The organism is Hyalangium minutum (assembly GCF_000737315.1).
GTDB lineage: Bacteria > Myxococcota > Myxococcia > Myxococcales > Myxococcaceae > Hyalangium > Hyalangium minutum.
The window spans coordinates 342938-369054 of sequence record NZ_JMCB01000008.1 but is presented as its reverse complement, the minus strand read 5'-3'; the positions used below and the strand labels follow the sequence as shown (position 1 = coordinate 369054).

Here is a 26117-nt window from a genome sequence, read left to right as displayed (position 1 = left end):
CTCAGGGCTCCTCCTCGGGCTTCACGGCGTGGACCGTGACGCCCGAGCCGTCCCGGGCATTCCAGCCCATGTCCACCCAGAGGTCGTCCGCGAACTTCGAGCAGGAGCTGGCGGCCATCCGAGGTCAGCCACGCCGAGGACGCGGCCTCCTTCTCTCCCCGGGCCCGCAAAGCACTTCGGGTGTGGCGGAGCCGCCGCACGTCACGAGCCTCTAGCAGTTTCCGCGCCAGCCACCCGGACGGGTAGGGCGTTCGTTCTTGGACCCCCACCCGCCCTGCCATGCGATTGGCGCCCCACCGTCAGGCAGCTAGTTGGGGCGCGCCACAAGGGCAACACACGGTGGATGAAACGGAGAAGAGGCATGGTCTGGCGGTCCGTCGTCGCTCTGGTGGGAGCGAGCGTGCTCCTGTCTTCCCTGCCCGGGTGCACGGAGAATCCCGGCAAGGACAGGTTCGCGGCCTACTTCTGCGAAGAGCAGGAGCCCGAGCACTCGGAGCGGGGTGAGTGCGACGGGGGGGAGTGCGTCGTGGAAGGCCACCGATGGGGCAAGGAGATTGCCTATATCGAGCTGGATGAGGGTGACCTCGAGAGCGCCGACCTCATCATGGAAGACACGTGGCCCGTGCCCCGCTACGAGCCGGTGAAGCTGCCCCACTCCCTCACCTGGCGGGAGGACCCCTACGGGGAGAAGTACTGGCAGTTCGTCTTCTACGGGCTGCGGCCCACCGCCCACCTCTTGTGGGCCTACCGCGAGACGGGGCTGCGCAAGTACCGCGACAAGCTCATGCAGGTGCTCGAGAGTTATTCGCAGCACGGTCCCTCCTCGCCCTACGGCTGGGACAAGCACGGCACGGCCTTCCGCGCCATGGTGCTCGTCAACACCTACTGGAAGCTCAAGCACGCCAACGCGCTCTCTCACCAGGAGGCGCGCCTGCTCGAGGACATGATTCGCTCGGACGCGGTCTTCCTCGCCAAACCGAGGAACTTCGAGGACAGCTACAACCACGGTTTCGCCCAGGCGGCCGGGCTGCTCTTGGTGGCGGAGAACTTCCCAGGCTGGCCCGAGTCACCCGGCTGGCGCGAGCTGGTCCTCTCGCGCTACGCCGACTTGCTCGACCTGGTCATCGCGCCTGACGGCTTCATCGTCGAGAACTCGGTCTACTACCACTTCTACGTCATGGCCCAGGTGTGGATGCTCGCGGGCTGGGCCAAGAAGTACGACGTGAAGCTGCCGGGGAACCTCTGGGCCGCCGTCGATCGCATGGTGTACGTGGGCGCGCGCATCATCCAGCCCGATGGGAACATCCCCATGCTCGGTGCCAGCCAAGCGCGCCAGGTGCGCCGCTTCCTGCCCCCGCTCTTCTACGGGCTGGCGGAGAAGTACCCCGAGTTCCGCCACACGCTGAGCGCCGGCATGTGTGGCACCGCACCCACCGACCGGCTGTCCACGTACTGGAGCGGCGGCCTCGCCATCCTGCGCTCGGACTTCGGAGGCCAGAAGGAGTACCTGGCGCAGACACACGTCACCTTCGACGCGGGCCCCTTCCGCACCGACCACAGTCAACTGGACGCGCTGAACCTCGTCCTCTTCGCAGCCGGCCGCACGCTGCTGACGGACTCGGGGATGTTCACGGAAGATCCAGGGCCGGAGAAGGACTACTACCAGGGCACGCGCGCCCACAACACGGTGGTGGTGGACGGCAAGGACCAGGCCCTCGGGGACGCCGTGCTGGGCACCAGCATCACCGGGGACGGGTGGCTCTACCAGTCGGGCCACCACACGCTCTACGAGGGCGTGATGCACTGGCGCAGCCTCTTCCTGCTGGAGAAGGACGTGGTGCTGGTGCTCGACCGCCTCACGGCCGATACGCCTCACCAGTACGAGCAGCGCTGGCACCTGCCGCCCGACCTCATGCCCACGCTGGAGGGCACCACGGCGCGGGTGGAAAACGAGGAGGGACAGCGGTTGCTGCGCATCGTCCAAGCCAACCCGCGGGGGCTGTCCGTCTCCACGGTGCGGGGCGGCAAGGAGCCGGTGGATGGCTGGTACAGCACCAACTACGGCAAGCAGAGGGAGGCGACGGTGCTGCTCTATCAGCGGCAGGGGGGCGAGACGGACTACGCCACCCTCTTTGCCGCTGGCGAGTACGCCACCCAGCACGCGCGTGTCTCCTCTTCCGGCAGCGGGAGCGTGTACGAGGTGCAGGCCTGCGCCGCCGGCCACGCCTGGCGCATCCGGGTGGACGGCGTCGGCCAGAGCCAGGAGAGCGTCAGCGTGGAGCGCAGCGACGCCTCCTGTCAGTGACACTCCCCAGGAGCTCTCTGCTTGAGCAGGAGCGAACGCGCGCCCCTACAAGCGCGGGTAGGGGCACATGTCCTGGTCTGAGCTGGTGGTGATGGGGTAGTACCCCTGAGCCATCAGCTCCTGAACACGCTCCGCCACACGGTTCTGGCAGGTGCTCTCGCTGTGGAAGCCGCAGTGGACGCTGGACACCTCGCGCCGCGCGTAACGATCCGGGAGGTGGAGGCAGCTGATGTCCTGGTACACGTCCGCCGTGTAGATCTCCACATCGACGCCGCTGATGCTCATGTCCGGGTCGAAGTGGCACAGCATCATGGTGGGGGCCTTGTAGACGAAGTAGCCGGGATCGGTCTCGCAGGCGTCGCCCCGGCCATCCCCGTCACAGTCGGACTGGTCGGGGTTGGCATCCCTGGGGCAGTTGTCCTGTGGGAAGGGGACGCCGTCCGCATCCACATCGCCGTCGATACACCGGCCCAGATCTCCGCAGGTGGACGGCTCTCCGGGGACCAGATCGCACATCAAGTCACAGGACACGGTGGGACTGCACACGGTCGAGCACCGCGGGTTGGCGTACAAGGACGCCTCCTGGGAGGCCAGCTCCTCGCTCGACCCAAGAGCTTCCTCCAGGTCCGTGGGCCCACAGCCCGCGAGCAGCCCCCAGCTCATCGCCGCCAGCACCACCGTCCGAAATGCCCTGTTTCTCTCTTGTCCCTTCACGGAGTCCTCCTGTGACGCGGTTGCCGCTCAAGTGCGGAGCCTGCGTCATGACAGCTCATACCAGGAGTTGTAGGGTTTTTACTGTTAATCCTGGTTTGACTGTTGGCTGCCCATCAGGGCAGGAGAGAGGCTCTGGGCCTGTCCTGAGTACAACCGGCTCTCAGAGTCATTCAGCATGGTTCCGGCGGTAAGAGGCCCTCCTGAATGGCCCGAGCCCGAGCGGACTGCGAAGACAGAGTGATCCGAGCCGATTCTGGAAATACACGCAGGGCCTCACCGCTCAAGGCGAGTGCCCGTTGCAACTTGCCCTGCTCGACCAGCGCGTCGATGAGACCGCTCCAGGCATCTTCCAGCAGACGCAGGGACTTCCCCGCGGCTTCCTCCAGCAGTGGCTCCATTTCCTGCGGCCTGTCCCGGATGAGGTTCAGGAAATAGCCCAACTCCAACAGAGCGGGGGCGCTCCGTTCTGAGAGCTCTACCGCTTGTTTCAGCACGGTCTCCGCCTCGGTAAAGGTGTCCTCACCTGCGGCCGGCTCGGCCAACTGCAGACACCGTCCCAGTTCCAGCAGATTGGGGACGAACGCGGGTGCTTCGGCAGCGAGTTCGCGGTGAAGCCGTAGGCGCTCAAGCGCACCTGGCTTGCCTCCTGCTGCCTCGCGTGCAGAGCGCAGCCGCGCCAGCAACTCCTCGGGTTTCACGGGCGGGCTCACGGGATCTTCTCCATCAGCCGTGGGCTCTCCTCAATGAGCTTTTTAGCCATTTTGAGCTGGGCCTCCGTGGCGATGCTATAGTCTCGCTGCTCCAGGAAGGTCCGGATCTCGTACAACGTGAAGTCCTTGAGCACCGAGGGAAAGTTGGCCACCCGTTGGAGACGTGCAGGGATCTCTCCCAGTTTCGTGTTGAGCAGTTGAATGCGCACCAGGAGCGCCGTGGCTGAGGCTTGCGACATCAGCCCGCCCCTGAGCGACTCTTGGATGAGCACCTGAGCCTCGGCGAACTGCCCGCGCGCGATGAGGACCAGGATGCGGGGGCTAACGGAGTCCCCACCTCCACCACCGTCATCCACCGGGATGGCGCTCTCCTGTCGGACCTCTCGTGAGGCTTCAGCGCAGTTCCCCAGCAGGGACAGGACCACGAGCCAGATGGCCGCGAGCATCCTCGGGAGCATGGGCCCTCCTCATCTATCCATCGAGGTGGCTGAGACTGGGACTGCCGGGGCCCGCTGTCGAGTTATCGGACACTGCCGAGGAGGAAGATGTGCTGGCACTGCACGTCGCGGGCGTAGCCAGGAAACAGCGCGGGCAGGGGAGCGTCGGACATGAGGGCAGCCTCCGGTAACCCGGGGGAAAGAGGCCCCGCGTCCCGGGCTTCCGGAACGCGAGGCCGTGACTCACGGACGGAACATCAGGACGGCTGCCCCAAGCAGCCAACCCCTTGAAGCGACAGGCGTGAGTCTTCGCCGGACACGACTGGGACAGTCCACGATCGTGGACTGGGCCCGTCGCGCTCCCCGCTTCTGCGCCGCCGTTCCAAAAGTCTCACTGGTGAGACTTGGCCGCCTGCCGGTTCCCGGCGGTGGGGGCGGTTCGAAACGGCTGTCCGGTTTCGCGTATAGGGGGCTCCGCAGCGAGCTTGCGGCGTGAGGCCCTGGGCGCCGTCAGTCCTCGAGGAATCCGTAGACCAAGCAGGCGAGATAACTGCTGATCACGGACTTCTTGAACTTCACCGTGTAGTCCCGCTGCCACGTCCAGAACTCAACATCGTAATAATCGCTGTCGTCGGACGCGGCCTTGAGCGAGCGGATCACGACCCAATGCTCAAAGGCGGGATCCGTGTTCTTCGGCACGTGTGCCACATCGACTGCGGTCCCTTTCGTCCAGGCACTGGTCTTTCGGATGCCGGCCAGGATGTAGGGGGTGTTCGCGTTGCCGAGCGCCGCCTGCACGCGCACCCAAGTGCGGAGGAACGTCTGGTTCGTGTCCATGGCCAGCGCGAGCTTCGTCTTGATGACGCTGTTCATGAGGTACACGAGTGCCTCTTTGGTGAGCGCGAAGTGCCCGAGCCTCTCCCAGTTGGCGATGTTGAACGTATTGGAGAACTCGCGTTGCCCCCGGATGATCTCGGTCCCGGTTTGCCTCTGTGTGATGAGCGAGTCCCTGAACTTGTCCTCCTGGCACTGGAGGATGTGCCCGGAGAACTGCGTGTTCGCGTCGAGCGAGGCGATCAGGTAATGCCCCATCATGAAGTCGAGCATCACATCCTGACTGGGTTCGCATCGGGGCTGCTTTCGGGAAGAGGCAGCACGTCCACCTCCGTCCAGCGCAGCCGTTGCCGCAGAGAGTGCGCCTGGTACGCCTGCTCGCTCCGGATCGATAGAGGAAGGACAAGGTGCACGCGCCGCACACTCCCGCTGAGCCCCATGACGGGGCACTCAGCGTGCAGCCCTCTTCAACGTCTTCGTGGCGACGTGGCCTGCTGGGCCACGCTGTCCCAGGCCCGCATCGCGATCTCCCCGAGCGCGAGGAGCTCGGCCTGGCTCGCGCCATCCAGCGCCTGCACCGACATGCCCTGGAGGAGGGCACCGAAATACCGGGCGAGCGCCGCCGCGTCCGTCCCGGCCGGCAGCTCTCCCCGGGCGATGCCCTGCTCGATGCGGGCCCGGAGCGCCGCCAGTGTACCGGCTCTCAGGGAGGCGACATGCTCGGCGACGGGCTGGTTCTCCTCCGCGCACGTCAGGACCGCAGTCGAGATCATGCATCCCGGAGGGTGCTTAGGGCTGGAGAACTCCCTGGCGGCCTCCTGCAGGAGCCGCTCCACCCCGGCGCGGGCGGTAGGCGCCTCGGTGAGCGCGCGAGGTTGCGAGCCGCCTTGCCGGGCTCGGTAGTGCTCCAAGACCCGGCGGTAGAGCTCGGCCTTGGACCCGAACGCGGCATAGAGGCTGGGCGCGGTGATGCCCATCGCCTCGGTGAGATCGGCGATCGACGCGCCCTCGTACCCTAGCCGCCAGAACACCTCCAGGGCTTGGTCGAGCGCCCTTGAGCTGTCGAAGCTGCGGGGGCGCCCGCGCGGACGCCGTTCTGTGGAGGAAGTGGTTTTCATAGCGTTCGCTATTGAAATGAGGTGGTGGGTTCCTTATTTGTGTAGCGGTCACTCAATAAACAGGAGTATCACCCTATGTATTCTGCCATCGCCATCGCCCTGATGGCCGTCAGCGTCGCTCAAGCCCCAGCCCCCTCCACTCCCCCCGCTCCCCCGGGCTTCTCCGAGGAACGTGCCCTCGCGGCGCGGCTGGACTTGAGCATCGACCAGGCGATCGCCGAGAAGCGCATTGTCGGCGCCGTCGTCCTCGTCGCGAAGGACGGTAAGATCGTCTACCGGCGCGCCGCGGGCCTGGCCGATCGCGAGGCGGGGCGGCCCATGCGGGAGAATGAGGTGTTCCGCCTGGCGTCCATGAGCAAGCCCATCGTGGCCGTGACGGCGCTGGCGCTGGCGGAGCAGCACAAGCTGGCGCTGGACGAGCCCATCAAGAAGTGGCTTCCCACCTTCCGGCCGAAGCTGGCGGATGGCCGCGAGCCCGTCATCACCGTGCGCCACCTGCTGACCCATACCGCGGGCCTGACGTACAGCTTCCGGGAGCCGGAGCAGGGGCCGTATCACCGGGCCGGGGTCTCGACGGGCCTGGATGGGTCCGAGGTGTCCCTGGAGGAGAACCTTCGCCGGATCGCCTCGGTGCCGCTGTCCTCCGAGCCTGGGAAGCAGTGGGGCTACTCCATGGCGACGGATGTCCTGGGCGCGGTCATCGCCCGAGCCGGAGGCGCGCCCCTGCCTCGGGTGGTCGAGCGGCTCGTCACCGGACCGCTGGGCATGAAGGACACGGGCTTCAGCGTGAAGGACGCGAGCAGGCTCGCGACGCCCTACGCGGACGGGAAGCCGGAGCCGGTTCGCATGGGCAAGGATCAGGTGGTGCCCTACTACGGCGCTGGCGTCCATTTCGCCCCCGGGCGGGCCTTGAACCCGCGCGCCTTCCCGTCCGGAGGGGCGGGCATGGTGGGAACGGCGGGTGACTTCCTGAAGTTCCTGGAGACGCTGCGGACGGGCGGGGCGCCGGTCCTGCCTGCGGCCACCGTCGAGCAGCTGGGCTCCGCCCAGGTGGGCCCGGAGGCTCAGACGCAGGGGCCTGGCTGGGGCTTCGGCTTCATCGGGGCGGTGCTCGTCGACCCGGCGCAGACGCGGAGCCCGCAGTCGGCGGGGACCTGGCAGTGGGGCGGAGCCTACGGCCACAACTGGTTCGTGGATCCCCAGCGCCGCCTGACGGTCGTGGCGCTCACCAACACGGCGTTCGAAGGCATGTCGGGAGCTTTCACCGTCTCCGTGCGCGACGCGGTCTACGGCACCGGCAACTGAGTGCGGGTGGCGCGAGCATTGGCATCCGCCGCTGCGACCGAGCCGGGAACGTTGCGCTACCAGTGGTTCGTCACGCAGAGGCCCGGTCATTATTCGATAATTGAGGAGTACGTCGACGCTGACGCGGCCGAAACGCACTACCGACCGAGTTGAATCGCTCTCGCCAGAAGTTCCAAGCGGCGGGTTCGATTGCCGCCGCTCCCAAGTTGAGCAACCCGCCGCTTTCAAGGCGCCGCCCTCTGAGAAGGGAGCTGCGACTGCATTTTCGGGACCAAATCCGGTTTTTGGGGACCAAAAAAGGACCAAACTGGAGACGGAAACGAAATGAGCAAGACGCGTATAGGCGGGATAGAGGCCATGTGGAGGGTGAGGGCTGGAGAGGAGGTGCAGAGGAGTGCCGCTGACGGGGGCCGCCCGAGCAGTGGGCCAAGCGGGTGGAGAAGCCGCGCAGCCCCTTGGAGTACACGCCGGCCCTGGCCGCCCTCCCATGAGGTGGGCGGCAGGGGCTTGGCTCTCTTGGCCCTGGCGGCTTGAGCCTCAACACCCCGCGGCTTGAGGGGGCTCGCGCGCCGGGGCCCGCCTCACACCTGCCGTGGGCAGGCCCCGGTGCTCCAGAATCGCTCGCACTCCTCCTGCCTTGTTCACGTACGCCAGCACTCGCCGTCTGCCTCCACACCTCACGCAGGCGAACCCGTCCTCTTCAGCAACTCGGCCCAGTCTCCTCGCGGCGTCTTCTCCTTCATCGGCTCCGTGCTGGCCGTTGCCTGGGGCGCCTCGCTTCTCTCCTCCCCTCCCGCTTGGGGGAGTCGATGTTCCCCGAGGCGATTGGGGGAATGGCCCACGGCGCGACGGGGATTGGCTGGTGCCTGGCGCGCCTGAGCCTGAGCGCGGCGGGGACGGCGGAGGACCGGCAGCGGTGGCGGGAGCTGGCGGACGCGGCGTTCGCCTTCGAGGAGTCGTTGTACCGGCCGGAACTGGGCGACTGGAAGGACGTGCGCGTGGGCAGCTCGGTGGACTCCGTCGCGGCCTGGTGTCACGGCAGCACGGGGATTGGACTGGTAGCGGGCGATCTCCACGTGCGCACGAAGGGCGAGGGGTATTTGGACGTGCTGCGGCGGGCCACCGCGGCGAGCACGCGCGAGGGCTTCGGCTGGAGCCACACGCTGTGCCATGGCGACCTGGGCACGTGGGCGCTGTTGGACACGGCGCGGCGCATCGACCCGGAGGGCTACCGGGGGCCGGACCGGGCGTGGATGGACGCGGAGTTGATTTCGAGCCTGGAGGAGCGCGGCCCGGTGGGCGGACTGGCGCGGGAGGCGTTCTCGCCCGGGCTGATGCCGGGACTCACGGGCGTCATCCACCTGCTCCTGCGCATGCACCCGGAGCAGCGGCTCGCATCACCGCTGCTGCTGAGCCGACACGGGTAGAGGCTCGACGTCCCTCAGATGCTTTTGACTTCCTCCTTCTCCTTGAGCACCTCCATGAGGTCCTCGAAGTTGATCGGAGCCGTCTTGGGCACGGAGGGCGGGGGAGGCGGGGGGGGCGGGGGCAGGAGGTTCTGGTCCTTCAGGTAGCCTTCCAGTTGCCTGATGCTGCCAGTCTTCACGTCCTTCCCACCCCTGAGGTTCTTCCGTCCCTTCTCGAAGGAAACCGGATTGTCCTGGCGATCGATGTAGCGGTAGTCGGTCGAAGAGCTTTCAACGAGTCGATCCGGGTTGTGGGGATCCTGGGGGATGGCGAGGGCATTATCCACAAAGCCCGCGATCTTCTCGGGAGGCTGTTCGGCGATGAAGCGCAGAAAGTCCCTCGGTTCGAACTTGAGGCGCTCCGCCAGTTGGACGATCGCGGGACCCACGTTCTTGTGCTCCGGGCCGCTGAGGTCCGCCAGTTCCCGGGCCGCCTCGGGGCGGACGCCGCCTCCCTCCAGAAAGGACGTGGAGTTGTCCTCGGCGAGCTTCTCTTCCTTGGCCTCCTTGATCGCCTCGACGATGGCGCCTCCGATGAACCCGCCCACCGTTAGCAGTCCCGCGGCGATCTGTCCCACCACGGGAATGGACACGATGGCGGACGCGCCCGAGAGGACTCCGCCCGCCCCGGCGATCAGCGAAGTGATGCCCTTGCCATAGTCCCCCTCCGCGAAGCTATTGCCGGCGGTGATGAAGTCCGCCACTCCGCCCACGATTCCGGCGACCCCTCCCACCTTGTCGAAGGCCTTGGCGACTGACGCATACTTCGCGGGATTGGAGGAGGAGGCGGACAACACCCCCGTGACCAGTGAGGCGCCGTCCGCGCCGATCTGCAGTCCCTCGGACGTGGTCTTGATGACCGCATCCACATCTCCATCTCGCAGGCCCGAGCTGAAGCTGGCGATGGTGGCGGCCAGACCCAAGCCCTTGAAGAGGTCCCGTGTGACTTCGGTATTGCCTCCCGGCACATCGATCTTCGCCTGGGTGATGGTCTCCTTGTACGCATCCAATGCCCCGGGCTTGTTCTGGTGGATGTCCTTGAGGTTGTCGCCAAGCTTCGTGGCGTCCGCATCGGAGAGGCCCAGATAAGGACCCGCCTTCTTCAAACCGTCGAAGAGCTTCTGGGCCTCGCCCGCATTGTCCTTGGACAACGACAGCAGACGCTGGCTGACGGACTTGACGATGGCGGTATCCGCTCCTTGAACGGCTTGGCGTGCGGTGGCCAGCAAGGCCAACTTCTCGCTCTTCTCGGCACTCTCCTCGTTCGTCCCCAGGGCTTCCACGGCGTCGGCGATGGCGTCCTGACCCTTCTCCGTGTTGGCGAGCCGAGGCAGGAGTTCCTTGGCGGTCGCCACCTCCGAGTCAAAATCGTCTCTGTAGGCTTCGGGCACCGCGTCCCGGTTCTTTGGGGACTCGTTGATCGCGGTGATGAGCTTGTCCGCGGTCTCTTCGGCTCTCTTGTAGATCTCGGCGTTGTGTGGGGTTTCCTTGAACGCCTTGATGGCCTTGTCTTGTTCCTCCTTGGACAGGGCGGGACCAAAGCCCGCGACGAGCTTGGCCAGTTCCTTGTCCGCTTTCTCGGCGGCCTTGGAGGCGTTCTCGAAATCGTTTCGGGGATTGATGATCAACTCGTCTACGCCGGCGGCATGGAGCCGCATCATCCTCTCGGTACTGGTGTCCCGTCCCCGTGCGGTCACGCCGAGATCGGGGACGTCCATCGTGCTCGGGTCCGCACCGTAGAACTCGGGCGACGCGCTCGCGGGAGCGGCCGGTGACGTGCGAGCACGCGACTCGAAAACATCCTTCAGGGCGGCGGCTGCGGTCTGTGCCTTGGGTGTGGTCCTGGTGGGAGTGATGGGCTTCTGTTCCACGGCGAAGGCACGAAGGGCGGCCGGTGACGTGCGAGCACGCGACTCGAAAACATCCTTCAGGGCGGCGGCGGCGGTCTGTGCCTTGGGTGTGGTCCTGGTGGGAGTGATGGGCTTCTGTTCCACGGCGGAGGCACGAGGGGGAACAGGCATTGCGGAGGGCTGCTTCGATTTGATGGATGTCATTGATTTATTCTCGGATGTCTTGGTGGAGTGGTGGCGACGATGAATGGGTTACGCGGCCCGATTTTTTTGGGTTACACGCATCCCTCTCACTACGAAGCCTAGAGCCCAGAGCACGCCAGAGGTGTCTCAGGGCCAGTACCGGTCCAAGACGTTGTCTCGATTTGTAAGAACAAATGAAGGGTGGGCCTGACCCAATGACATGTCAGTGGACCCACCTCGGTTCGCGTTTCGCACCTTGTGAGAAGCCAGGAAGGAGCAAAGGCCCCTGCAAGCCGCGCCAGTGTGCGGCGAGGGGCTCGGTCAGGAAGACGACCGCCTCTTCATTCAAGCCGCTTCGTTACAGCTTCAGGGCTGAACGGAAGTCGGTGCCGGGTCCGGCTTCTTCACGGGCACGTAGCACTTGCCCTGCAACTCGGCCGTGCCTCGGGAACAGGGCGCGGTCTTCGCGTGGGGAATCCAGCATCCGCCCCGGACTTCCTCTTCCCGGCCCTCGACGCACGGCGGCTTGCTCTGCTCCTTGAATGGCTTCTCGGGCATGGGATACGCAATTCCCTCGGGAAAAGGGCCCTGCCGATCCGCGAAGTCTCCTCGCGGCGTCTTCTCCTTCATCGGCTCCGTGCTGGCCGCTGCCTGGGGCGCCTCGCTCCTCTCCTCCCCTCCCGCTCGGGGGACCAGAAATGGCCGCAGTTGCGCGCCTGGAGCCAAGACGCCGTGGAACCTCGTGAGGTTTGCCCGTGGCGGAGGTACCAGGGACGCTACACGCCGTAACAGTCCCAGCCCGGTGAAGAGCAGGTGCGTGGTGCCGTCCGGCAGCGGGCGCTTCATGCGGTAGGCGATGCGGCCATCCTCCATTCGCGACAGGCGCTCCAGCGCCAGCGCGCCACGCGCTCCATAGCGGCACAGCCGCTCCAGCCCCTGCCTGTCGTTGGCATGGAGGTGAGTATTGGCATGCAGGGAGAAGCCTTCCAGCAAGGCGCACCGGGGCTGCTTGCTGGGAGGGAGCCGGCGGTCCACCTCCGTCCAGCGCAGCCGTTGCTGCAGGGAGTGCGCCTGGTACGCCTGCAGCGCATCCTCGGGTCCTTGCGCGGGCAGGGCCCCTCTTTTCTCCAGCAGGCGCACCACCCTCAGCAGCCTCTCCACCTCACCTTGCGTGGGCGGCGGCAACGGCTCGAAGCGCACGCTGCCCTCCCGCGGCACGAAGACGCCATCCGGCACCAGCGAGTGGAAGTGCGGCGTTACCTGCAAGGCGGAGCCGAAGAACTGGATGAAAGAGACGGCTCCGACCTGCCCAGCGCGCAGACCCTGTCGCCGTGCCCTCCGGCGCTGCAGGGCGAACACCGCGCGCAGGAAGACGGTGAGGACGTCCGAAAGCAGTCCCACGTTCTTGAGCAGCACCCACCGGACCCGGTGCGGAAAGGACAGCGTCCACTGCCGGTAGGGCACGTGCGGCAGCACCTGCTCCACCAGGTGCACCGCCGTCACATGCGCCCGCTTCGCGTTGCAGGACGGGCACACCCCTCGGCCCTTGCACGAGAAGGCGACGAAGCAGCTCGTCCTTGCAACTCTCGCAGCGCACCCGCGCGAAGCCGTGCGCCAGCACTCCGCATTCCAGGTACCTGGCGAAGTCTCGCTCCACGTACCGGGGCAGGCCTCGCCCTACCTCGCTGGCTTCCGCCAGCAATCTGGCCAGGTTCTCCCGCACCGCCTCGTACAGCACCGTCCCCTCCGGCTGCCTTCGCCGGTACGCCCACACGTGCGTTCCCACCTACCCCTCCCCAGCCACACCTCGCCAGGGCACACGCTACCGTTCGCCTCCCACGGGGCCCCCGTGGAGCCCCTGCCTGCTTGTGGGATCGGGGCCTATGAGAGCAGGCTACAGCAGACCCGCGCTGGAGGCGGCGGGTTCGATTCCCGCCGCCTCCACTCAGGATGTCCTTTCTCTCTGAGGGGGAACCAGGGTGCAGAGGGGCCGAGGAGGGCCGCTCATGGGGCCGCCCGAGTGATGCTCCCGGGTGGTGGACAGACCGCGCCTATCGAGCGAATTTCGCGATCGCTTCCTTCGTAACCGGCGTGAAGAAGTTCACCAGGGTGCCATCGGGATCGCGGAACAGCAGCGATCTGTTGCCCCACGGCATGGTGGTGGGCTTTTGCACCAGGGAACCGCCGATGACGTCCGCCAGTATTCGGAACGATTCGTCGACGTCGTCGACGCGGAACTCGATGATGGCGGTGTGGTTGTCGGCAGGCCGGGCGACGTTGCCGCCGAACAGATGGAGCGTGCGCGTGCTGCCGATCGCGAGGGTGCAGGCCGAGGTGATCAGCTCCGCGAAATCCTCGGTATACCGGGTCGTCGGCAGGCCAGTGATTCGCTCGTAGAAGCGGACCAGGCGGTCGATGTCGGCGGTGATCAGGCGGATTGAGACGAAGTTCATGCGTGTCCTCCTTCGGGGGGCGGCCACTGCTGTGACCGTGGCCCGCTTGTAGCGAAGGGCTGTTGCCAGCATGCTGTCAGCAGGAAACCGCCCCATGCGCCGCGCCGATCGTCTGTTCCAGATCATCCAGATTCTCCGGCGCTCCGGCAGCCCGGTGACGGCTGGCGCTCTGGCCGCGGAGCTGGAGGTGTCGAAGCGCTCCGTCTATCGCGACGTCGCGGACCTCATCGGACAGCGGGTGCCGATCCGCGGCGAGGCGGGGTTGGGCTACGTACTTGAGCGCGACTTCGACATGCCGCCGTTGATGCTCACGCCCGCTGAGCTCGAGGCCGCGGTGCTCGGCGCGCAGTGGGTCGCCGAGCGAAGCGACGCCGAGCTCGCGAGCGCGGCGCGAGACCTCGTGGCCAAGATCGCCGCGGTCGTGCCGGAACGGCTGCGCCCGTTCATCGCCGAGCCGACCATCGGCGCCCCGCCGCCCATGAGCGCCGCCGTGGATGGGCTGGACATGGCCCGCACCCGCGCGTGGATCCGCAGCGGGCGGAAGATCCACATCCGCTATCGGGACGACCATGGCCGGGAGAGCGAGCGGACGATCTGGCCCGTCGTCATCGGCTATGCCGAGACGGTGCGGCTGCTCGCCGCCTGGTGCGAGCTTCGATCGACCTTCCGGCACTTTCGAACCGACCGCATCCTCGCCGCCGAGTTCCTCGACGAGCCTCACGGAGTGCCTCAAAGCAACCTGCGGGCGCGCTGGCGGCGCCATTTCGAGGCCGAGCGCGGCGTCCGCTTGCCCTAGCCCGCGCGACACACGCCACGCCGACCCATTTTTCTGAGGCCCGAAGGGGCGGGCCCAAGCCGTGGTGAGAAGCTCGCAGATTCACGGCGAGAGGAGTTCCCAGAACTGGAAGCCGCAGTTTCGATTACCGCCGCTTCCATAGAGGAGCGGGTCAGGACCTCGATGAACTGTGTACCAGAGGGCCTCGCGTCACGAAGCCGTGGCCTCCAAGTCGACGGATCCGCCTGGAATGGGTTCACCCGTGCGGTGTAGTACGAGCACAACATCTGGCTCATGCGCGGCGGCGAGCGCGGTCTGATAGCGAGCATGCAGCGAGTCGTAGCCGGCCTTCTTGGCGCGGCGAGCAAACGCGAAAGCCGCCCCTGCCAGCAGCACGGCAACGCCTCCGCCCATGACACCGGCAGTGCCTCGAATCACACCGGACAAGATGGCAGTTCCCAGAGCTCCCAGCCCCAAGAAGAGCGCCCGGTGTTGGTCCTTTCCGAGTTGGCGATAGCGCACGTTCTCCTCTTCGCTCAAGGCCGTCTCTGCTTCCCTGTGAGCGAGCCGCTCGAGCAGTTCTGGGTCTGTCCGGTTCAGATGAACCTGCACCCGATACCAGGAAGGCTCCACATGGAATCGGTCCGCAGCAAAAGTGATCTGCGGGCGTGGGTTTCGGAAATCCTCACACCCGCCGACGAGCGCAGTGCCCGAGCCGAGGTTCAGCCCGAACTCTCGACCCATCGTCTCGAATCGCTGTGCAGGAGGTGGCACGTACGGCTCATCCACGTGGATTCTCAACAGGTATGTTCCGTCCGCGTGTGTTTGTATTGGAAGAACCTCGCCGCGCTCCGCGCTCGCAGCCAGATCCTTGTCCCCAATCGGACGTGCCGATGGGGCAAGTCCCGCATCCCAGATGCCCACACAGGCGATATCCGTCCCTGCACTGATGAGATGCTGAGCCATGTAGGCGTTTTATCCCAAGAGTAGGGACGCTCAGGCTGCTGGCTCCAGCATTTCCTCTCTCCGGACGACACTTTTATGTCGAGGAAGATGTGCTGGCACTGCACGCTGCGGGCGTAGCCGGGAAACAGCGCGGGCAGGAACGCGTCGGACATGAGGGCAGCCTCAGGTAGCCCGGGGAGAAGGAGGCCCCGCGTCCCGAGCTTCTGGAACGCGGGGCCATGACTCACGGACGGAACATCAGGACGGCTGCACCGGCGCCTTCTCTCCGGTGCTCACCGGAGGCAGCTCGGCGGAGAGCGCTTCAACGAGCTGGAGGATCTGCTCCAGGGGGATGCCCTGGATGTCGAGCACTGCCTTGCCCTTCTGGTTGCGCAGCTTGACCTTCAACTGGGTGCCCTTGCCCTTGGGGAAGCGCTGTGCCACCGCCGCGGAGTACTGCTCGGCCAGCGCCACCTTCTCCGGCGGCAGGGGCTTGGTGGAGGTGGGCCGGCGCTTGCGCTGCAGGGCCCGGCGCATCTGGTCCACGCTGCACGCGCCGAACGGCTGCACCGCCACGTTCCCGTGCTCGTCCGGCACCTCGATGGGGGTGGGGCCCGGCTCCTCGTGGTTGAGCTCCAGCCCGGTGGCCTCCGCGTAGGTGAGCAGCACCGACAGGCACGTGACGCCGAAGCGCCGCGCCACCGGCTCGCTGAAGCTCTCCGCCACCGCCCCGTACATCTTCAGCGACGCCACGGACAGGTCCGCCAACTCCTTGCGGAAGTACTCCGTCGAGTCCTTGTAGCCGGCCGCCTCCGCCAGCTTCTTCTCGACGATGTGGTTGTAGATCTCCCCCATGCGGTGGTGGTTGGAGTTCTCCTGGGCGAACAGTTGGCGCAGCTCGGAGCCCAGCTGCTCCAGGGTGATGTCGTCCGGGATGGCGCGGTGGACGAAGGGGGCCTCGGGAACGGCGCGGGTGGCTTCCTTGCTCTTGAACAGAGTGAACATGAGAGGGGTTCTCCTGGGAGACGCACCCTGCGTCCCCGGCCGCTTGACGTTGCGGTTGCAGGGCCCTAGAGCACGCGGAGTGCCACGGCCTGAGTCCGAGTAAAAACAGGCGCTTGTGATGAGCCACCCCCGAAGACAGTCCACGATCGTGGACGATTCGTCTACGTTGGGAGACTGTCGTAGAAAAGCGCTGGAAGGCCGAGGGGTTACGGGCAAGGGGCATGAGGCGCGAGGCAGCCACAAGCGGCCAACCCCTTGAATCGACAGGCGTGAGTCTTCGCCGCACACGACTGGGACAGTCCACGATCGTGGACTGGGCCCGTCGCGCTCCCCGCTGATGCGCCGCTGTTCCAAAAGTCTCACTGGTGAGACTTGGCCGCATGCCGGTTCCCGGTGGTGGGGACTGTTCCAAAAGTCTCACTGGTGAGACTTGGCCGCATGCGCGATTCCAGCAATGTGGGGCTGTTCGAGAGAGCTGACCGGTGAGTCCTGGCCACCTGGGGTTTTCCCTGGGCCGCCTCCAGTCATCAGGGCTCACCGATGAGCCCGGGCCTCCCGCTCCCGCGCCTAGCTCGCCGATAACGGAGGCTTGAGGGACTTGAGCTCCACCAACGCCACGTACCTGAAGGGGGCGGCTGTACGAGGCGGAGGTGCCGCTGAACAGGGTGCTGCAGGTGGGGAGACGGAGGTGCGCTTCGATCCGCGGTGGCGGGCGGCGGAGTCGGCGTGCTTCCACGGGAGGGTGGGCCCGGATCCGGCGGTGCGGCAGCTGGTGGAACAGGTGGAGCGGGTGGCGTCGGCAAACGTGCTGGTGACGGTGCTGATGGGAATTCGCGGGATGGAGGCGGCGGGAATCGAACCCGCTCCGGACGGTGCGAAACTCCCAGCGGAATCGCGCCCTTACCTCGCAACCGCCCGGAACGACTTGGAATCGAGATCCCGCCGCATCCCCTGTAGTCCCGCCCCGTTCCAGCCCATTCCGCGCTCTCACGCGACATAGACGCAACATGGCGGGGCGCTGCTACGACCCAACCGGCCCCAGGGCAGCGGGGACCGGCACCGGGGGGCGCTCAGGCCGACGCGCTGTCGTCCGTGCGCTGCAACTCCAAGTCGACCATGACCGCGCCCGCGTCCGCCTTCAGCTTCTTCAGCTCGGCGGCAGCTTGAGACTTGCCAAAGTCCACCTGTGAGAGCCAGCCGCGCAGCTCGGTCGCCAGCTCTCCCGCCGACTGATAGCGCGCTGCCGCGTCGTGCTGAAGGAGCCTGCTCAGCGGCACGCGCAGGTTCTCGGGGAGCTTCGCTGTAACCGCGTCAATGTCGCCCTGCGTATAGGTCGCCGCGCGCCAAATCGTCTGCTCGATCGTCGGCTCACACCCGGCCAGTTTGGCGCGCTTGATCGCGCGCTTCACGCGGGCGAGCTGCTTCTTCGAGAGTGCCGCCTTTGCCGCGTCGGAGACACCCATATCGGTATCGAGCAGGCTCCTCCCTGTGGACATTTCGAGCATGACGAGCCCGAGCGCGAAGAGATCCGAGCGTGCATCCACCTTGCCGCCTAGCAGCATTTCCGGCGACGCGAAGTAGCTATCTCCCTGCGGGCGGCGGACGGTGGAGGCGACGCGGCCCGGCAGTGTGGAGAGTGCGAGCCCGAAGTCGGAGACCTGAACGCGACCCTCCCAGTCGACGAAGATGTGCCCCAAGTCGATCGCCCGGTGGACGATACCGAGCGGGTTCCCCTTGTCGTCCGTTGTATTGTGCGCATGCTCAAGGGCACTCGCGACTGCCGCGCCAACGTACAGCGTGAAGAAGGGCGAGAACCATCGGTCTAGTTCGGTCGCGAGTCCCATCAGGTCGTCAAGATCCTGCCCGGCCGGATGGTCGGTGATCACGTACCAAGCCGATTCGGTCTTGTGCAGATCGTGAACACGGAGGATGCCCGGGTGCTGAAGGTACGTCGCGAGACGCACTTGCTCTTCGAGCTTCGCCCGTGCCTTGTCGAAGCGCCGCCCTTCCTGAGCCCCGCCGCGCGGACTCCCGACCGCCTTGAGCAGCACCTTCCCGCGAGGGTGCCCTTCCGGCGTGCGACGCCGCGCGAGAAAGAGGCTCAGGCCGTGATGCGCCTCGCCCAAGTCCGCGCGGAACTCGTAAGAAAACCCGCCCTTGGAGAACAGAATCGCCCCCTTGGGAAGCCTGAACTCGATTGCTGACATGCTCGATCCTCCTCTCGATCGCGCGGGCACCATGCCAGCGCGAGACAAGCTTACTTACCCACTAGATGGGGCCGGTTTGAACGCCCTGCTAGGTCGGATAGCGTCCCGCTCAAAACCGGCCGATTTTGACCGCCTACCCGCTAGGTCAACCTGCGGGGGTACTCTCAAGGCCACCAGTCGACCGCGAGTCCAGCGTCGCCATTCGCGGTTCTACCGGCACCGTCTTTCAACTCGTCGGCGGTCGTGTCGACGACAAAGCAGACGGGCAGTTCGTCTTGACGCGGCAGCTTCACGCGCTCGTACTTCACGATGATTCGACCCGGGTGACCGCTCGCCGTCTTCTCGGGCACGACGTACACCTTCCCCCCGAGAAAGCGTGTTCCTGGAGGGGCTGCCTTCTGCCCGCGCGCGTACTCCGGAACAACCCCGACGACCGTGTCACCCGGGCGCAACCAAAGGTTCTCCTCCACCCCGTGCCGGTCGTCGATCAGAAGACTCAAGCGATCGCCGTCGTTCCAGTGAAGCTCGCGCATCGCACGCTGAGCGCCTTCGGGGCAGGTAAACGGATCGGGCTTGACGGGAACCCCGGTGCACCCGAGAGCGAAGGCAGCGGCTAGCGACAGCCCCTTGCATACGTCCGCGCTTGGGGGAGCCTTTTGCCCGCGCTCGCGCGAGCTGCGTGCTTGCTTCGGGGCTTCGGGTGGCTGTGTCTTCACTGTTGCACCTTCCTTTTGTTCTGGGGCGAGGGCCGGACCTGTGACCACCACAGGCGCGGGGGCAGGTGACATATCAGGGGCAGGTGTGACGGGCGGCAGGCGCGGCGCTTGGGAGCGTCTGCGCACTGGGGAGCATCCAGAGAGCCACGACAGCAGCGAGCACGACAGCAGCAACCGCGCCTGCCGCGAGCACCTTCCCCAAGCGGCGAACGTCGGCAACCACCCTGCCGCCCAACGCACGCAGCTTGCTCCATCGGCCCGGTTTCTGACCGACCGGCTGGGGCTGCCGCTGCTCTGACGGGGGATGCGCGGGCGCTTGGTAGTCAGCTCCCGGATCTGCCTCAAGCTCGGCCAGCTCGCGCCGAAGTGCCTCGGTATCGACGGGTCGCAGGTTGGGATCGCGCGAAAGGATGCTCTCGACTAGGTCGCTGAGCGCTTCGGGAACGCGAGCATTCAGATCTCTCGCGGGTGCAGGCGGGTCGAAGGGGTTGTTCAGAGTCTCCCGCGCGCGCGCTTCTGTCGGTCGCGGATCCGTCAGCAGCTCGTAGAGCATCGCGCCGACTGCGAAGATCTCGTCGGCCACCTGGAAGGCGTACCGTGCCCGGTGCTCGTCTCTGTGCTCGCGCAGGAACTTGAACTGCTCGGGCGCGCGGAACCGATCCGTTCCGGGAGGCAATCCGCTCTCGGTCAGGTCCGCCGCTTGCGTGTAGGTCGCGCAGCTAAAGTCGATGATGATCGGCTTGCCGTCGCTCTTCCGGATCACCACGTTAGCGAGCTTCAAGTCTCGGTGAAGGATGCCCCGGCTGTGCATGTAGAGCAGGGCCTCGGCGATCTTCACAAAGACGCTCAAGATTTCGTGAAAGGTGGGGTGCTTGCGCTCTTTCCACTCGCCGAGCGTCCAGCCGTCCACATACTCAAGGGCAAGGTAGAAATTGCCCGCTTCCGCGTACCCATGGCCACAAAGCTCGACGATGTTCGGATGGTCCAGCATCGAAAGAACCGTCAATTCGCGCTTCAATCGAGCGTGTGTCTGTTTGTCGTCCCCGCTGGCGTCACGGTGCCGCGCCACCTTGATCGCCCGACGCTGCCCATTCTTCTCGGCGAGGTAGACGACAGCAAAACCGCCGTCGCCGAGTTCCTTCAGGACGTGCCAGCCGTCGATAACGGCGCCCCACGGCAGCCGGATAAGGCGCGCGATCATGGCTTTCCCTCCATCGGAAGTGTCACACGGGGAATCACGAAGCTGCGATTGTCATCCCCGAGCACTTCCAGGACGACGACAGGCCCAACGCTCGGGGCCGCTCGGTCGAGAACGGCGAGCACGCGCACGCGATCCCCCGGAGCAACCGGGCCTTTGGCGTCCGTCACAAGGCGCGCGTGCAGATTCTCTCCCGCCTTGTCCTTGAGCACCACGTCGCGCGGCGTCCACGGTGACCGACCGGACAGGTTGCGGATCCACACCTCCACTATCGCCCACCCATTGCCGCGATAGGAGACACCGGGTTCCGACGAAAAGCCCCGCTCGCTGTCCGCAACCTTCGGGACGACGACTGTCGGGATGCCGCGCGCGTTTACGAAGCCCTTCAGCACGAAGTCTTCGGGTCGGGGGGCGGCGCGCTGCATTTCGGCCGGACAGGGGCCGGTCGGCAGCTCGGGGCGTTGCACGTCGATCCGCGTGTCGACTTCTGCGGGGTCCATGACGAGCGCAAACGCGGCCCGAGCGGGCGCCTGCCCGTCGGCGAAGAAGACCCCGAGTTCGTGCCGCTCCTCGAGCCGGTAGTCGGGCACAGCTTGGACGATGATCGAGCGCGTGCCTGTGTCCAGCACCCGGATCCGCGACTCGTCAACCGTCAGCGTCTTCCGCTGGATGTCGGCAGGAAACCAAAGCAGCGTGATCGCGTCCGGCGCGACGTGGATCTCGGGCAGAGGCTCGTCGGCTTTGCCGACGACTGCGACAGGCCGCTCTCGCTTCGCACGACTGCTCAAAGGCGTCTCTCCTCGTGCCGCAGCTCCCCACACGACCGCGAGCACAAGGGCCAATCTAGCAGGTTGGCTCAAATGAAGGTGACCTCCTGAATTGGGCGAACGGTAGCAGGTTCTGCGAGCGCGCAGGGGCACCGCAGACCAGATCAGGAAGCCCCACCCGGGCTGTTAGCTTCGGTCACGACTTGACTGCGAGACGCTTTCTCGACCGCGGCTCAGCGGTAGACCTTACCCCCCAGAGAAACGCGCCCCTAACGAGCCGCACGCTGTAAGCCGCGACGTGCCCAGTCGGCAGGAGATACGCGACGAGCAGCTCGTTCTCCATCCTCTCGGGCGCCCCTTCACCCAGTCGGGATCCAGCGTGCGGCCCGCGCCGACCGCGATCGCCCGGCAGTTGCCCTCGCGGCCAGGCCGAACGTGCATCCCCGGCCGGTGAGAGTGCCCGACGGCGACCGTGAGCCCGGGAACTCCCCACTCGTCGGCGACCTTCGCGGCGTGATGCTTAGGAAGCACCTTCGCGATCTGATGCCCGTGCATTAGCCGCAGGTTTCCTCGCTTGAGCGGCTGAGCACCAGCATCCGCGAGAACGGCAAGCGGTCGATCGTAGCGTCCCTTCGGGCGCATGGCACGGGGAAGAACCTAACCGCGTTCTCGCGGATGCTCTTCGTGAACCCGCCCGCCGACGGCGCCGCGTGGGAACAGGCGATCGGGCGGTGTCACCGTCAAGGGCAACTCGCCGACGAGGTCGAGGTCGAGGTCGAGGTCGAGCTGTATCAGCACACCGACGAGCTGATCGAAGCCTTCCGCAAGGCTCGAGACTTCGCGCGCTTCATTGAGCAGACCGAAGGCACGCCGCAAAAGCTTTGCTTCGCGAGTTACGACTGGCCCGCGCTCTAGCGCGGGCCGACGATCACTCCAGGTTCAAGTCCATTAAGAATCAAGTCAGTATACTATCAAGGACCACCGATTGGTTGGGCCCGCTAAGAATTTGCTGTATCTGTGCTCTAGAAAGAAACACACGCCAGTTTTTCAACACGGCCCCCTCTGCAACGACACGACCAGCAATTGTAATCTGTGAGTACTCCTCCAACAAAGTGGCCGGGGTATCAACCCTGACGGCACCTCTCATCTTTGTGACAGGCAGGGCAACTCCGGGATGAATAACATGATCAACACCACCTCGATATTCACTTAGCCGGCTCCCGCCAACAAAGGGCGGCAAGCCCCAATGGCCGTTGCCGCTAATGCCGTAATCTGAAAACGAAAATTGTGCACGCTCCTCCACGGACAAATAGACGTATCTAGCGATCGCCACTCCAACGTTCTTGACGCCAACGATCAACTCCATCCCTCCACGGGAGTTGATATCGCGGCTAGCCTCAACATAGGGAACGAGCCGCGGTTGGTGGCGCCGTCCGAACATGTCTGCAATTTGGTAGTGCTCCATCGGCAAGAACGAGTCGCCGATCCGTTGATAGTAACGGCGATCCTTCATGCTACAGTGCGGCGCAAGGTCGCTTTTGGGGACGTACACCAACACCACGCCGCCTGCTTGTCCTTGGAAAGGGACCTTTTTCGTTTCCGCCCCTGCGACAGGAAAGGAAGTGGAGCGAGGAATATACGAGTTAACTTCCTGCTCGAAGTCATTAAGTGGCGCGATCAATTTCAAGGAAGGCGGCTGCCCTTGGGGGGCATTGACACCTAAGACAATCACTCCTCCATCGGCATTGGCGAATCCCGCAATTGCCTTGGAAAGCACTGCTTGGAGATGTTGATCTACGTCCGAAATGGCGTGATCTTGCTTGGTCTTGAAGTCAACATAAAGATCTTCCACCTGCGTCCTGATCAGGCGTCCCACATCCTGATCAGTGTTGATCGAGTTGAATATCGTCCTTGCGGGATTCTCCATTGCGACCTCTCGTTGGCGTTAGTTGCTTTTTGATGCCACATGGTATCCGAAACCAATAGCGGTGAGGTAATCGGCTGAAGGGACACTTCCCTATCTAGGAAGATTCCATCATCTGAGCCACTCGCGGAAGTCTGAGCCACGCGCCGCAAGCGCACCAATTTAGGCGTGTGCCAGCGGTCGCAAGCCCGCGTCGCTGGCACTCACCCAAAGAGAGGAAGCAAGCAACGTGAACAGTGCATTGACGAAGATCGCGACCGCGCCCGCTGCCGCGGGGGGCCGCTATCCCCGCTTCGGTCGTTACCTGCTCGCCGTGGAGGTCATCCGCACGAAGGAGGGCTTCAAGGGCGACAGCGCGATCGGCGAGCTGAAGGTTCGCGAGTCCGAGCCCCTTCCGGGCGGCGAGGCCCCGAGCCGAGTCAGCGAGACCGTCGACTATGTCGAGAACCTGAGCGATCAGAAGAAGGGCGGCGGCGGGCGCTTCAAGTCGTTCCTGATGACCCTCGTCGGCGCTGACGAACTCGAGTTCGCCAACCCGGCCGCGCTGAAGAAGTTCTTCGACGAGCGGCAGGCGGGAACCCACCTGCTGATCCGCTGCGAGGTCTACCCGAAGCAGCTCCCCCGAAGGACGGTCAGTCCGGGAAGGTGATCAGCGGCTAACGCTGGACGCACGTCGAGCTGACCGACAAGCAGCTCGCGGAGGTCGAGCAGGCACGCAAGGCGAGCAAGATCCCGACTCTCGCCGACGCGCTGAAGTAGCCGCGGGGCCGACCGACGGCGTAACCCGTCGGCGAGTGGCTCACGACACGAGCCGTTTCGTAATGAGTGCCCCATCGATTTACACTGTAACTTGTGGCACCAAAACTTCGCTACCCGATTGGCTTACACGGGAGAGGAGTTCCCACAAGTCCGATTGCCGACTATGCGGCAAGATTGGATGCACAATCCAATTATGCCTTAGCCTCAAGGCATCCCATTTTCGACTCACCAGCAGCGCTGCGCCCAAGCCACTGGAGGCGAAAAGCTCATTGTTGAATCGTTCAAGCTGATCACGCCTTATGCGGTCAAACTCGGACGCAATCCATGTTTGCACAAACAGAAGCCTACCCCATTCGGGACCGCGTTTAGTTTGCGCGGTCTTCTTGTTGAGCTTCTTTGCAAGCTGCATCAAAGGCTCTTCAAGATCTTGCTTGATTGACCGCTCGTGGCTCTCCTTGTCGGAAAGCCATATGCCTACATGGCTGTAAGTAGCCAACTGATGTCTTGAAGCCTGAATTGCCGCGATGCTTTTGTGCGCCCACGAAAGCCCCAGAAACATATAGGGACTCTCGTTTGGCTTTGGAAACCGGGATGTAGATTGATGATGGGCTTCTCCCCAGGAGCTGCGGGAACGGTGAGCACAACCGAAATCAGCGCGGCGGATGTCCGCCGCAATAGGGCCTTCGGCAGAGAGAGCGTCAGCGACGCCGACGCAACACGATGCCCAGCTCGTAGAGCCCGTGGCTGGTGATGGCGTAGAAGGTCGGCACAGCGAGGAAGAGCACCAGCGCGATGACCGGGGCGACGAGGTAGCCGAACGCCCCGGCGGCGGCGTAGAGGATGACCCCCAGCCACGCGCGGGTGGTCTCCTGGATGAAGAACTCCGCGGGGACTCCCTCGTCGAGCAGGGTCGGGTGGTGGCCGAGGTAGCGGAAGAACACCACCCAGGTGCCACACAGGAACGCGCCGACCAGCGAGTAGAGCGCCACGGCCGTCCGCTCGTCGGCCGGATCGCCTTCCCGCACCGCTTTCGACAGGACCCCGGTCGCGAACGGCAGCAGCGCGGTCGTGAAGAGGATTCCGAGGTTGGCCCAGTGCAGCCCCCGGTTCATCGAGCGGATGCGCAGGAAGGCGTGCTTGTGGTTGAGCCAGATGACCGCGATGTAGAGGTAGGACGTCACGTAGGCGAGATACGACGGCCACTGATGCAGCAGCCCGGCGAGCAGCTGGCCGGGCGGGACCTCGGGTGGACGCAGCTCGAGCACCAGCAGGGTGATGGTGATGGCGAAGACCGCGTCCGCGAAGCCCTCTGCACGGCGGGTGTCCGTGGTGCTGTACTGCTCGACCCGGGGGTTGCGCATCCTGCCCTCCTCACCGGCGGCCACGCCGGCGCCAGCGTCCGTCCCTTCCGCCTGAAGGTCCGTCCGGCCCGGCCCGGCGGCCAGAGCGGCTCTGCCTCGGGACCGGTGAGCCCTCGCTGGGTCGTGACGGCCTCCGCCTGCACGGAGGGAGCGGCGTGCCCAACCTTTGCGGGCAACGAGGAGGTACCGCATGAGGACGCACGCGTGGGGCCCCACCGGCTGGCAGGTGCCGGTGCTGGGCCAGGGCACCTGGTACCTGGACCAGGCCCACCGGGAGGAGGCCATCCGGGCGCTCCGCCGAGGGCTGGATCTGGGGATGACCCACGTGGACACCGCGGAGATGTACGGCTCCGGCGCGGTGGAGGAGATGGTGGGGGAGGCCATCTCCGGCCGGCGCGACGAGGTCTTCCTCGTCTCCAAGGTGCTGCCCTCCAACGCGAGCTTCCGCGGCACCCTGGGCGCCTGTGAGCGCTCGCTGGAGCGCCTGGGCACGGACTGGCTGGACTGCTACCTGCTGCACTGGCGGGGGAAGTATCCCCTGGAGGAGACGTTCGGCGCCTTCGACCGGCTGGTGGACCAGGGGAAGATTCGCAGCTGGGGCGTGAGCAACTTCGACGTGGACGACCTCGAGGAGGCGCTCGGGTTCACGGGCGAGGGGCGCATCACCTGCAACCAGGTGCTCTACAACCTGGAGGAGCGCACCACCGAGTACCGCGTCCTCCCCTGGTGCGAGGACCACCGGGTGTCGATGGTCGCCTACAGCCCCCTCGGCCACGGCCAGTTCCCGTCTCCCTCGTCACCCAGGGGGCGCGCGCTGGTTCAGGTCGCGCGCAACCACGGGGCCACCCTCCGCCAGGTGGCGCTCGCCTTCGTCACCCGGCGCCCCTCGCTCTTCGCCATCCCCAAAGCCTCGCGCGTGGCGCACGTGGAGGAGAATGCGGGGGCCGCGGACCTGCGACTCACGCGGGAGGAGATTTCGCTCATCGACGAGGCCTTTGCCTCCGAGCCCAGGCCCGAGCTCCCGATGCTCTGACTGCACGTCCGAGGCCGGGGACGTTGCTCCCTCAAGCAGGGGCGGAGCCGGG

At 65.5% G+C, this 26117-nt stretch carries 25 protein-coding genes and 1 pseudogene; 8 read left to right on the top strand and 18 right to left on the bottom strand.

Annotated features, from left to right (window positions below):
- Positions 1–361: 361 nt before the first annotated feature.
- Positions 362–2305 (top strand): heparinase II/III family protein, encoded by a 1944-nt coding sequence (locus DB31_RS22870; RefSeq protein ID WP_044191292.1) that lies wholly within the window; start codon positions 362–364, stop codon positions 2303–2305.
- A 45-nt stretch (positions 2306–2350) separates the two neighbouring features.
- Here the strand turns inward: DB31_RS22870 and DB31_RS22865 are convergent, their stop codons facing one another.
- The 5 genes from DB31_RS22865 to DB31_RS22845 all read right to left on the bottom strand — a co-directional run bounded on the left by DB31_RS22865 (position 2351) and on the right by DB31_RS22845 (position 6118).
- A complete protein-coding gene (locus DB31_RS22865; RefSeq protein ID WP_044191290.1) occupies positions 2351–3019 on the bottom strand; it encodes a thrombospondin type 3 repeat-containing protein in 669 nt (222 codons plus the stop codon).
- A 170-nt stretch (positions 3020–3189) separates the two neighbouring features.
- The gene (locus DB31_RS22860) at positions 3190–3729 is read right to left on the bottom strand and encodes a tetratricopeptide repeat protein (RefSeq protein WP_052420169.1); all 540 of its coding nucleotides are present in this window, start codon (positions 3727–3729) and stop codon (positions 3190–3192) included.
- The gene (locus DB31_RS22855; RefSeq protein ID WP_044191287.1) at positions 3726–4187 is read right to left on the bottom strand and encodes a hypothetical protein; all 462 of its coding nucleotides are present in this window, start codon (positions 4185–4187) and stop codon (positions 3726–3728) included. Before DB31_RS22855 ends, DB31_RS22860 begins: the two co-directional genes overlap by 4 nt.
- 489 nt (positions 4188–4676) lie before the next feature.
- Positions 4677–5273 carry a hypothetical protein gene (locus tag DB31_RS49675; RefSeq protein ID WP_044191286.1) on the bottom strand — a complete coding sequence of 199 codons (597 nt, stop codon included), beginning with the start codon at positions 5271–5273 and terminating at the stop codon, positions 4677–4679.
- A gap of 194 nt (positions 5274–5467) precedes the next feature.
- A complete protein-coding gene (locus tag DB31_RS22845) occupies positions 5468–6118 on the bottom strand; it encodes a TetR/AcrR family transcriptional regulator (protein ID WP_044191283.1) in 651 nt (216 codons plus the stop codon).
- Between the two features lie 75 nt (positions 6119–6193).
- Between DB31_RS22845 and DB31_RS22840 the strand changes: the two genes are divergently transcribed.
- The 3 genes from DB31_RS22840 (at position 6194) to DB31_RS22835 (ending at position 8850) form a co-directional block, all read left to right on the top strand.
- On the top strand, positions 6194–7423 hold the full coding sequence (locus tag DB31_RS22840; protein WP_052420168.1) for a serine hydrolase domain-containing protein: 1230 nt from the start codon (positions 6194–6196) through the stop codon (positions 7421–7423).
- The gene (locus DB31_RS48970; protein ID WP_157232114.1) at positions 7424–7576 is read left to right on the top strand and encodes an antibiotic biosynthesis monooxygenase; all 153 of its coding nucleotides are present in this window, start codon (positions 7424–7426) and stop codon (positions 7574–7576) included. It begins immediately after the preceding gene.
- A 680-nt stretch (positions 7577–8256) separates the two neighbouring features.
- Positions 8257–8850: a lanthionine synthetase LanC family protein gene (locus tag DB31_RS22835; RefSeq protein ID WP_044191282.1), complete on the top strand. Its 594-nt coding sequence runs from the start codon at positions 8257–8259 to the stop codon at positions 8848–8850.
- A gap of 14 nt (positions 8851–8864) precedes the next feature.
- On the opposite strand, the gene DB31_RS22830 is transcribed toward DB31_RS22835, so the two are convergent.
- The 4 genes and pseudogenes from DB31_RS22830 to DB31_RS22820 all read right to left on the bottom strand — a co-directional run bounded on the left by DB31_RS22830 (position 8865) and on the right by DB31_RS22820 (position 13375).
- Entirely contained in the window at positions 8865–10943 is a 2079-nt protein-coding gene (locus DB31_RS22830) for a hypothetical protein (RefSeq protein WP_157232113.1), read from the bottom strand.
- A gap of 345 nt (positions 10944–11288) precedes the next feature.
- Positions 11289–12281 (bottom strand): transposase, encoded by a 993-nt coding sequence (locus DB31_RS50000; protein WP_276203642.1) that lies wholly within the window; start codon positions 12279–12281, stop codon positions 11289–11291.
- Positions 12282–12371: 90 nt separating this feature from the next.
- A pseudogene (locus tag DB31_RS51285) lies at positions 12372–12485 on the bottom strand (transposase zinc-binding domain-containing protein); the annotation flags it as partial.
- 488 nt (positions 12486–12973) lie between these two features.
- Positions 12974–13375 carry a VOC family protein gene (locus tag DB31_RS22820; RefSeq protein WP_044191280.1) on the bottom strand — a complete coding sequence of 134 codons (402 nt, stop codon included), beginning with the start codon at positions 13373–13375 and terminating at the stop codon, positions 12974–12976.
- Between the two features lie 70 nt (positions 13376–13445).
- On the opposite strand from DB31_RS22820, the gene DB31_RS22815 reads away from it, so the two are divergent.
- Positions 13446–14171, top strand: a complete 726-nt coding sequence (locus DB31_RS22815; RefSeq protein WP_240486837.1) for a helix-turn-helix transcriptional regulator — start codon at positions 13446–13448, stop codon at positions 14169–14171.
- Positions 14172–14360: 189 nt separating this feature from the next.
- On the opposite strand, the gene DB31_RS22810 is transcribed toward DB31_RS22815, so the two are convergent.
- From DB31_RS22810 to DB31_RS22785, 6 genes are all read right to left on the bottom strand, one after another.
- Positions 14361–15116, bottom strand: coding sequence for a hypothetical protein (locus DB31_RS22810; RefSeq protein WP_157232112.1), 756 nt, complete (start codon positions 15114–15116; stop codon positions 14361–14363).
- A 237-nt stretch (positions 15117–15353) separates the two neighbouring features.
- Complete coding sequence (locus tag DB31_RS22805; RefSeq protein ID WP_044191275.1) at positions 15354–16100, bottom strand: hypothetical protein; 747 nt, start codon at positions 16098–16100, stop codon at positions 15354–15356.
- Positions 16101–17170: 1070 nt separating this feature from the next.
- The gene (locus DB31_RS22795; protein WP_044191271.1) at positions 17171–18307 is read right to left on the bottom strand and encodes a serine/threonine protein kinase; all 1137 of its coding nucleotides are present in this window, start codon (positions 18305–18307) and stop codon (positions 17171–17173) included.
- A 164-nt stretch (positions 18308–18471) separates the two neighbouring features.
- Positions 18472–18840 carry a hypothetical protein gene (locus tag DB31_RS51635; RefSeq protein WP_420806718.1) on the bottom strand — a complete coding sequence of 123 codons (369 nt, stop codon included), beginning with the start codon at positions 18838–18840 and terminating at the stop codon, positions 18472–18474.
- A 256-nt stretch (positions 18841–19096) separates the two neighbouring features.
- On the bottom strand, positions 19097–20224 hold the full coding sequence (locus DB31_RS51630) for a serine/threonine protein kinase (protein ID WP_420806717.1): 1128 nt from the start codon (positions 20222–20224) through the stop codon (positions 19097–19099).
- Positions 20221–21054 (bottom strand): DUF2381 family protein, encoded by an 834-nt coding sequence (locus DB31_RS22785; RefSeq protein WP_338034311.1) that lies wholly within the window; start codon positions 21052–21054, stop codon positions 20221–20223. Before DB31_RS22785 ends, DB31_RS51630 begins: the two co-directional genes overlap by 4 nt.
- 618 nt (positions 21055–21672) lie before the next feature.
- Between DB31_RS22785 and DB31_RS49995 the strand changes: the two genes are divergently transcribed.
- A complete protein-coding gene (locus tag DB31_RS49995) occupies positions 21673–21903 on the top strand; it encodes a hypothetical protein (RefSeq protein WP_240486836.1) in 231 nt (76 codons plus the stop codon).
- A 40-nt stretch (positions 21904–21943) separates the two neighbouring features.
- On the opposite strand, the gene DB31_RS46755 is transcribed toward DB31_RS49995, so the two are convergent.
- Positions 21944–22915 carry an AlbA family DNA-binding domain-containing protein gene (locus DB31_RS46755; RefSeq protein WP_075306142.1) on the bottom strand — a complete coding sequence of 324 codons (972 nt, stop codon included), beginning with the start codon at positions 22913–22915 and terminating at the stop codon, positions 21944–21946.
- 226 nt (positions 22916–23141) lie between these two features.
- On the opposite strand from DB31_RS46755, the gene DB31_RS22775 reads away from it, so the two are divergent.
- Entirely contained in the window at positions 23142–23561 is a 420-nt protein-coding gene (locus DB31_RS22775) for a hypothetical protein (protein ID WP_240486835.1), read from the top strand.
- A gap of 189 nt (positions 23562–23750) precedes the next feature.
- Here the strand turns inward: DB31_RS22775 and DB31_RS48955 are convergent, their stop codons facing one another.
- Entirely contained in the window at positions 23751–24230 is a 480-nt protein-coding gene (locus DB31_RS48955) for a hypothetical protein (protein WP_157232111.1), read from the bottom strand.
- A gap of 139 nt (positions 24231–24369) precedes the next feature.
- Positions 24370–25032 carry a TMEM175 family protein gene (locus tag DB31_RS22770; RefSeq protein ID WP_044191269.1) on the bottom strand — a complete coding sequence of 221 codons (663 nt, stop codon included), beginning with the start codon at positions 25030–25032 and terminating at the stop codon, positions 24370–24372.
- A 190-nt stretch (positions 25033–25222) separates the two neighbouring features.
- Here DB31_RS22770 and DB31_RS22765 point away from each other — a divergent pair, with 190 nt between their 5' ends.
- Positions 25223–26065 carry an aldo/keto reductase gene (locus DB31_RS22765; protein ID WP_044191268.1) on the top strand — a complete coding sequence of 281 codons (843 nt, stop codon included), beginning with the start codon at positions 25223–25225 and terminating at the stop codon, positions 26063–26065.
- Positions 26066–26117: the final 52 nt, after the last annotated feature.

Coding starts and splice junctions, on each gene's coding strand:
- DB31_RS22870 (WP_044191292.1), top strand. CDS start 362: ATGGTCTGGCGGTCCGTCGTCGCTCTGGTGGGAGCGAGCGTGCTCCTG.
- DB31_RS22855 (WP_044191287.1), bottom strand. CDS start 4,187: ATGCTCCCGAGGATGCTCGCGGCCATCTGGCTCGTGGTCCTGTCCCTG.
- DB31_RS49675 (WP_044191286.1), bottom strand. CDS start 5,273: ATGCTCGACTTCATGATGGGGCATTACCTGATCGCCTCGCTCGACGCG.
- DB31_RS22845 (WP_044191283.1), bottom strand. CDS start 6,118: ATGAAAACCACTTCCTCCACAGAACGGCGTCCGCGCGGGCGCCCCCGC.
- DB31_RS22840 (WP_052420168.1), top strand. CDS start 6,194: ATGTATTCTGCCATCGCCATCGCCCTGATGGCCGTCAGCGTCGCTCAA.
- DB31_RS22835 (WP_044191282.1), top strand. CDS start 8,257: ATGGCCCACGGCGCGACGGGGATTGGCTGGTGCCTGGCGCGCCTGAGC.
- DB31_RS22830 (WP_157232113.1), bottom strand. CDS start 10,943: ATGACATCCATCAAATCGAAGCAGCCCTCCGCAATGCCTGTTCCCCCT.
- DB31_RS22820 (WP_044191280.1), bottom strand. CDS start 13,375: ATGAACTTCGTCTCAATCCGCCTGATCACCGCCGACATCGACCGCCTG.
- DB31_RS22815 (WP_240486837.1), top strand. CDS start 13,446: ATGCTGTCAGCAGGAAACCGCCCCATGCGCCGCGCCGATCGTCTGTTC.
- DB31_RS22810 (WP_157232112.1), bottom strand. CDS start 15,116: ATGGCTCAGCATCTCATCAGTGCAGGGACGGATATCGCCTGTGTGGGC.
- DB31_RS22805 (WP_044191275.1), bottom strand. CDS start 16,100: ATGTTCACTCTGTTCAAGAGCAAGGAAGCCACCCGCGCCGTTCCCGAG.
- DB31_RS22795 (WP_044191271.1), bottom strand. CDS start 18,307: ATGTCAGCAATCGAGTTCAGGCTTCCCAAGGGGGCGATTCTGTTCTCC.
- DB31_RS51635 (WP_420806718.1), bottom strand. CDS start 18,840: ATGCGCGAGCTTCACTGGAACGACGGCGATCGCTTGAGTCTTCTGATC.
- DB31_RS51630 (WP_420806717.1), bottom strand. CDS start 20,224: ATGATCGCGCGCCTTATCCGGCTGCCGTGGGGCGCCGTTATCGACGGC.
- DB31_RS46755 (WP_075306142.1), bottom strand. CDS start 22,915: ATGGAGAATCCCGCAAGGACGATATTCAACTCGATCAACACTGATCAG.
- DB31_RS48955 (WP_157232111.1), bottom strand. CDS start 24,230: ATGTTTCTGGGGCTTTCGTGGGCGCACAAAAGCATCGCGGCAATTCAG.
- DB31_RS22770 (WP_044191269.1), bottom strand. CDS start 25,032: ATGCGCAACCCCCGGGTCGAGCAGTACAGCACCACGGACACCCGCCGT.
- DB31_RS22765 (WP_044191268.1), top strand. CDS start 25,223: ATGAGGACGCACGCGTGGGGCCCCACCGGCTGGCAGGTGCCGGTGCTG.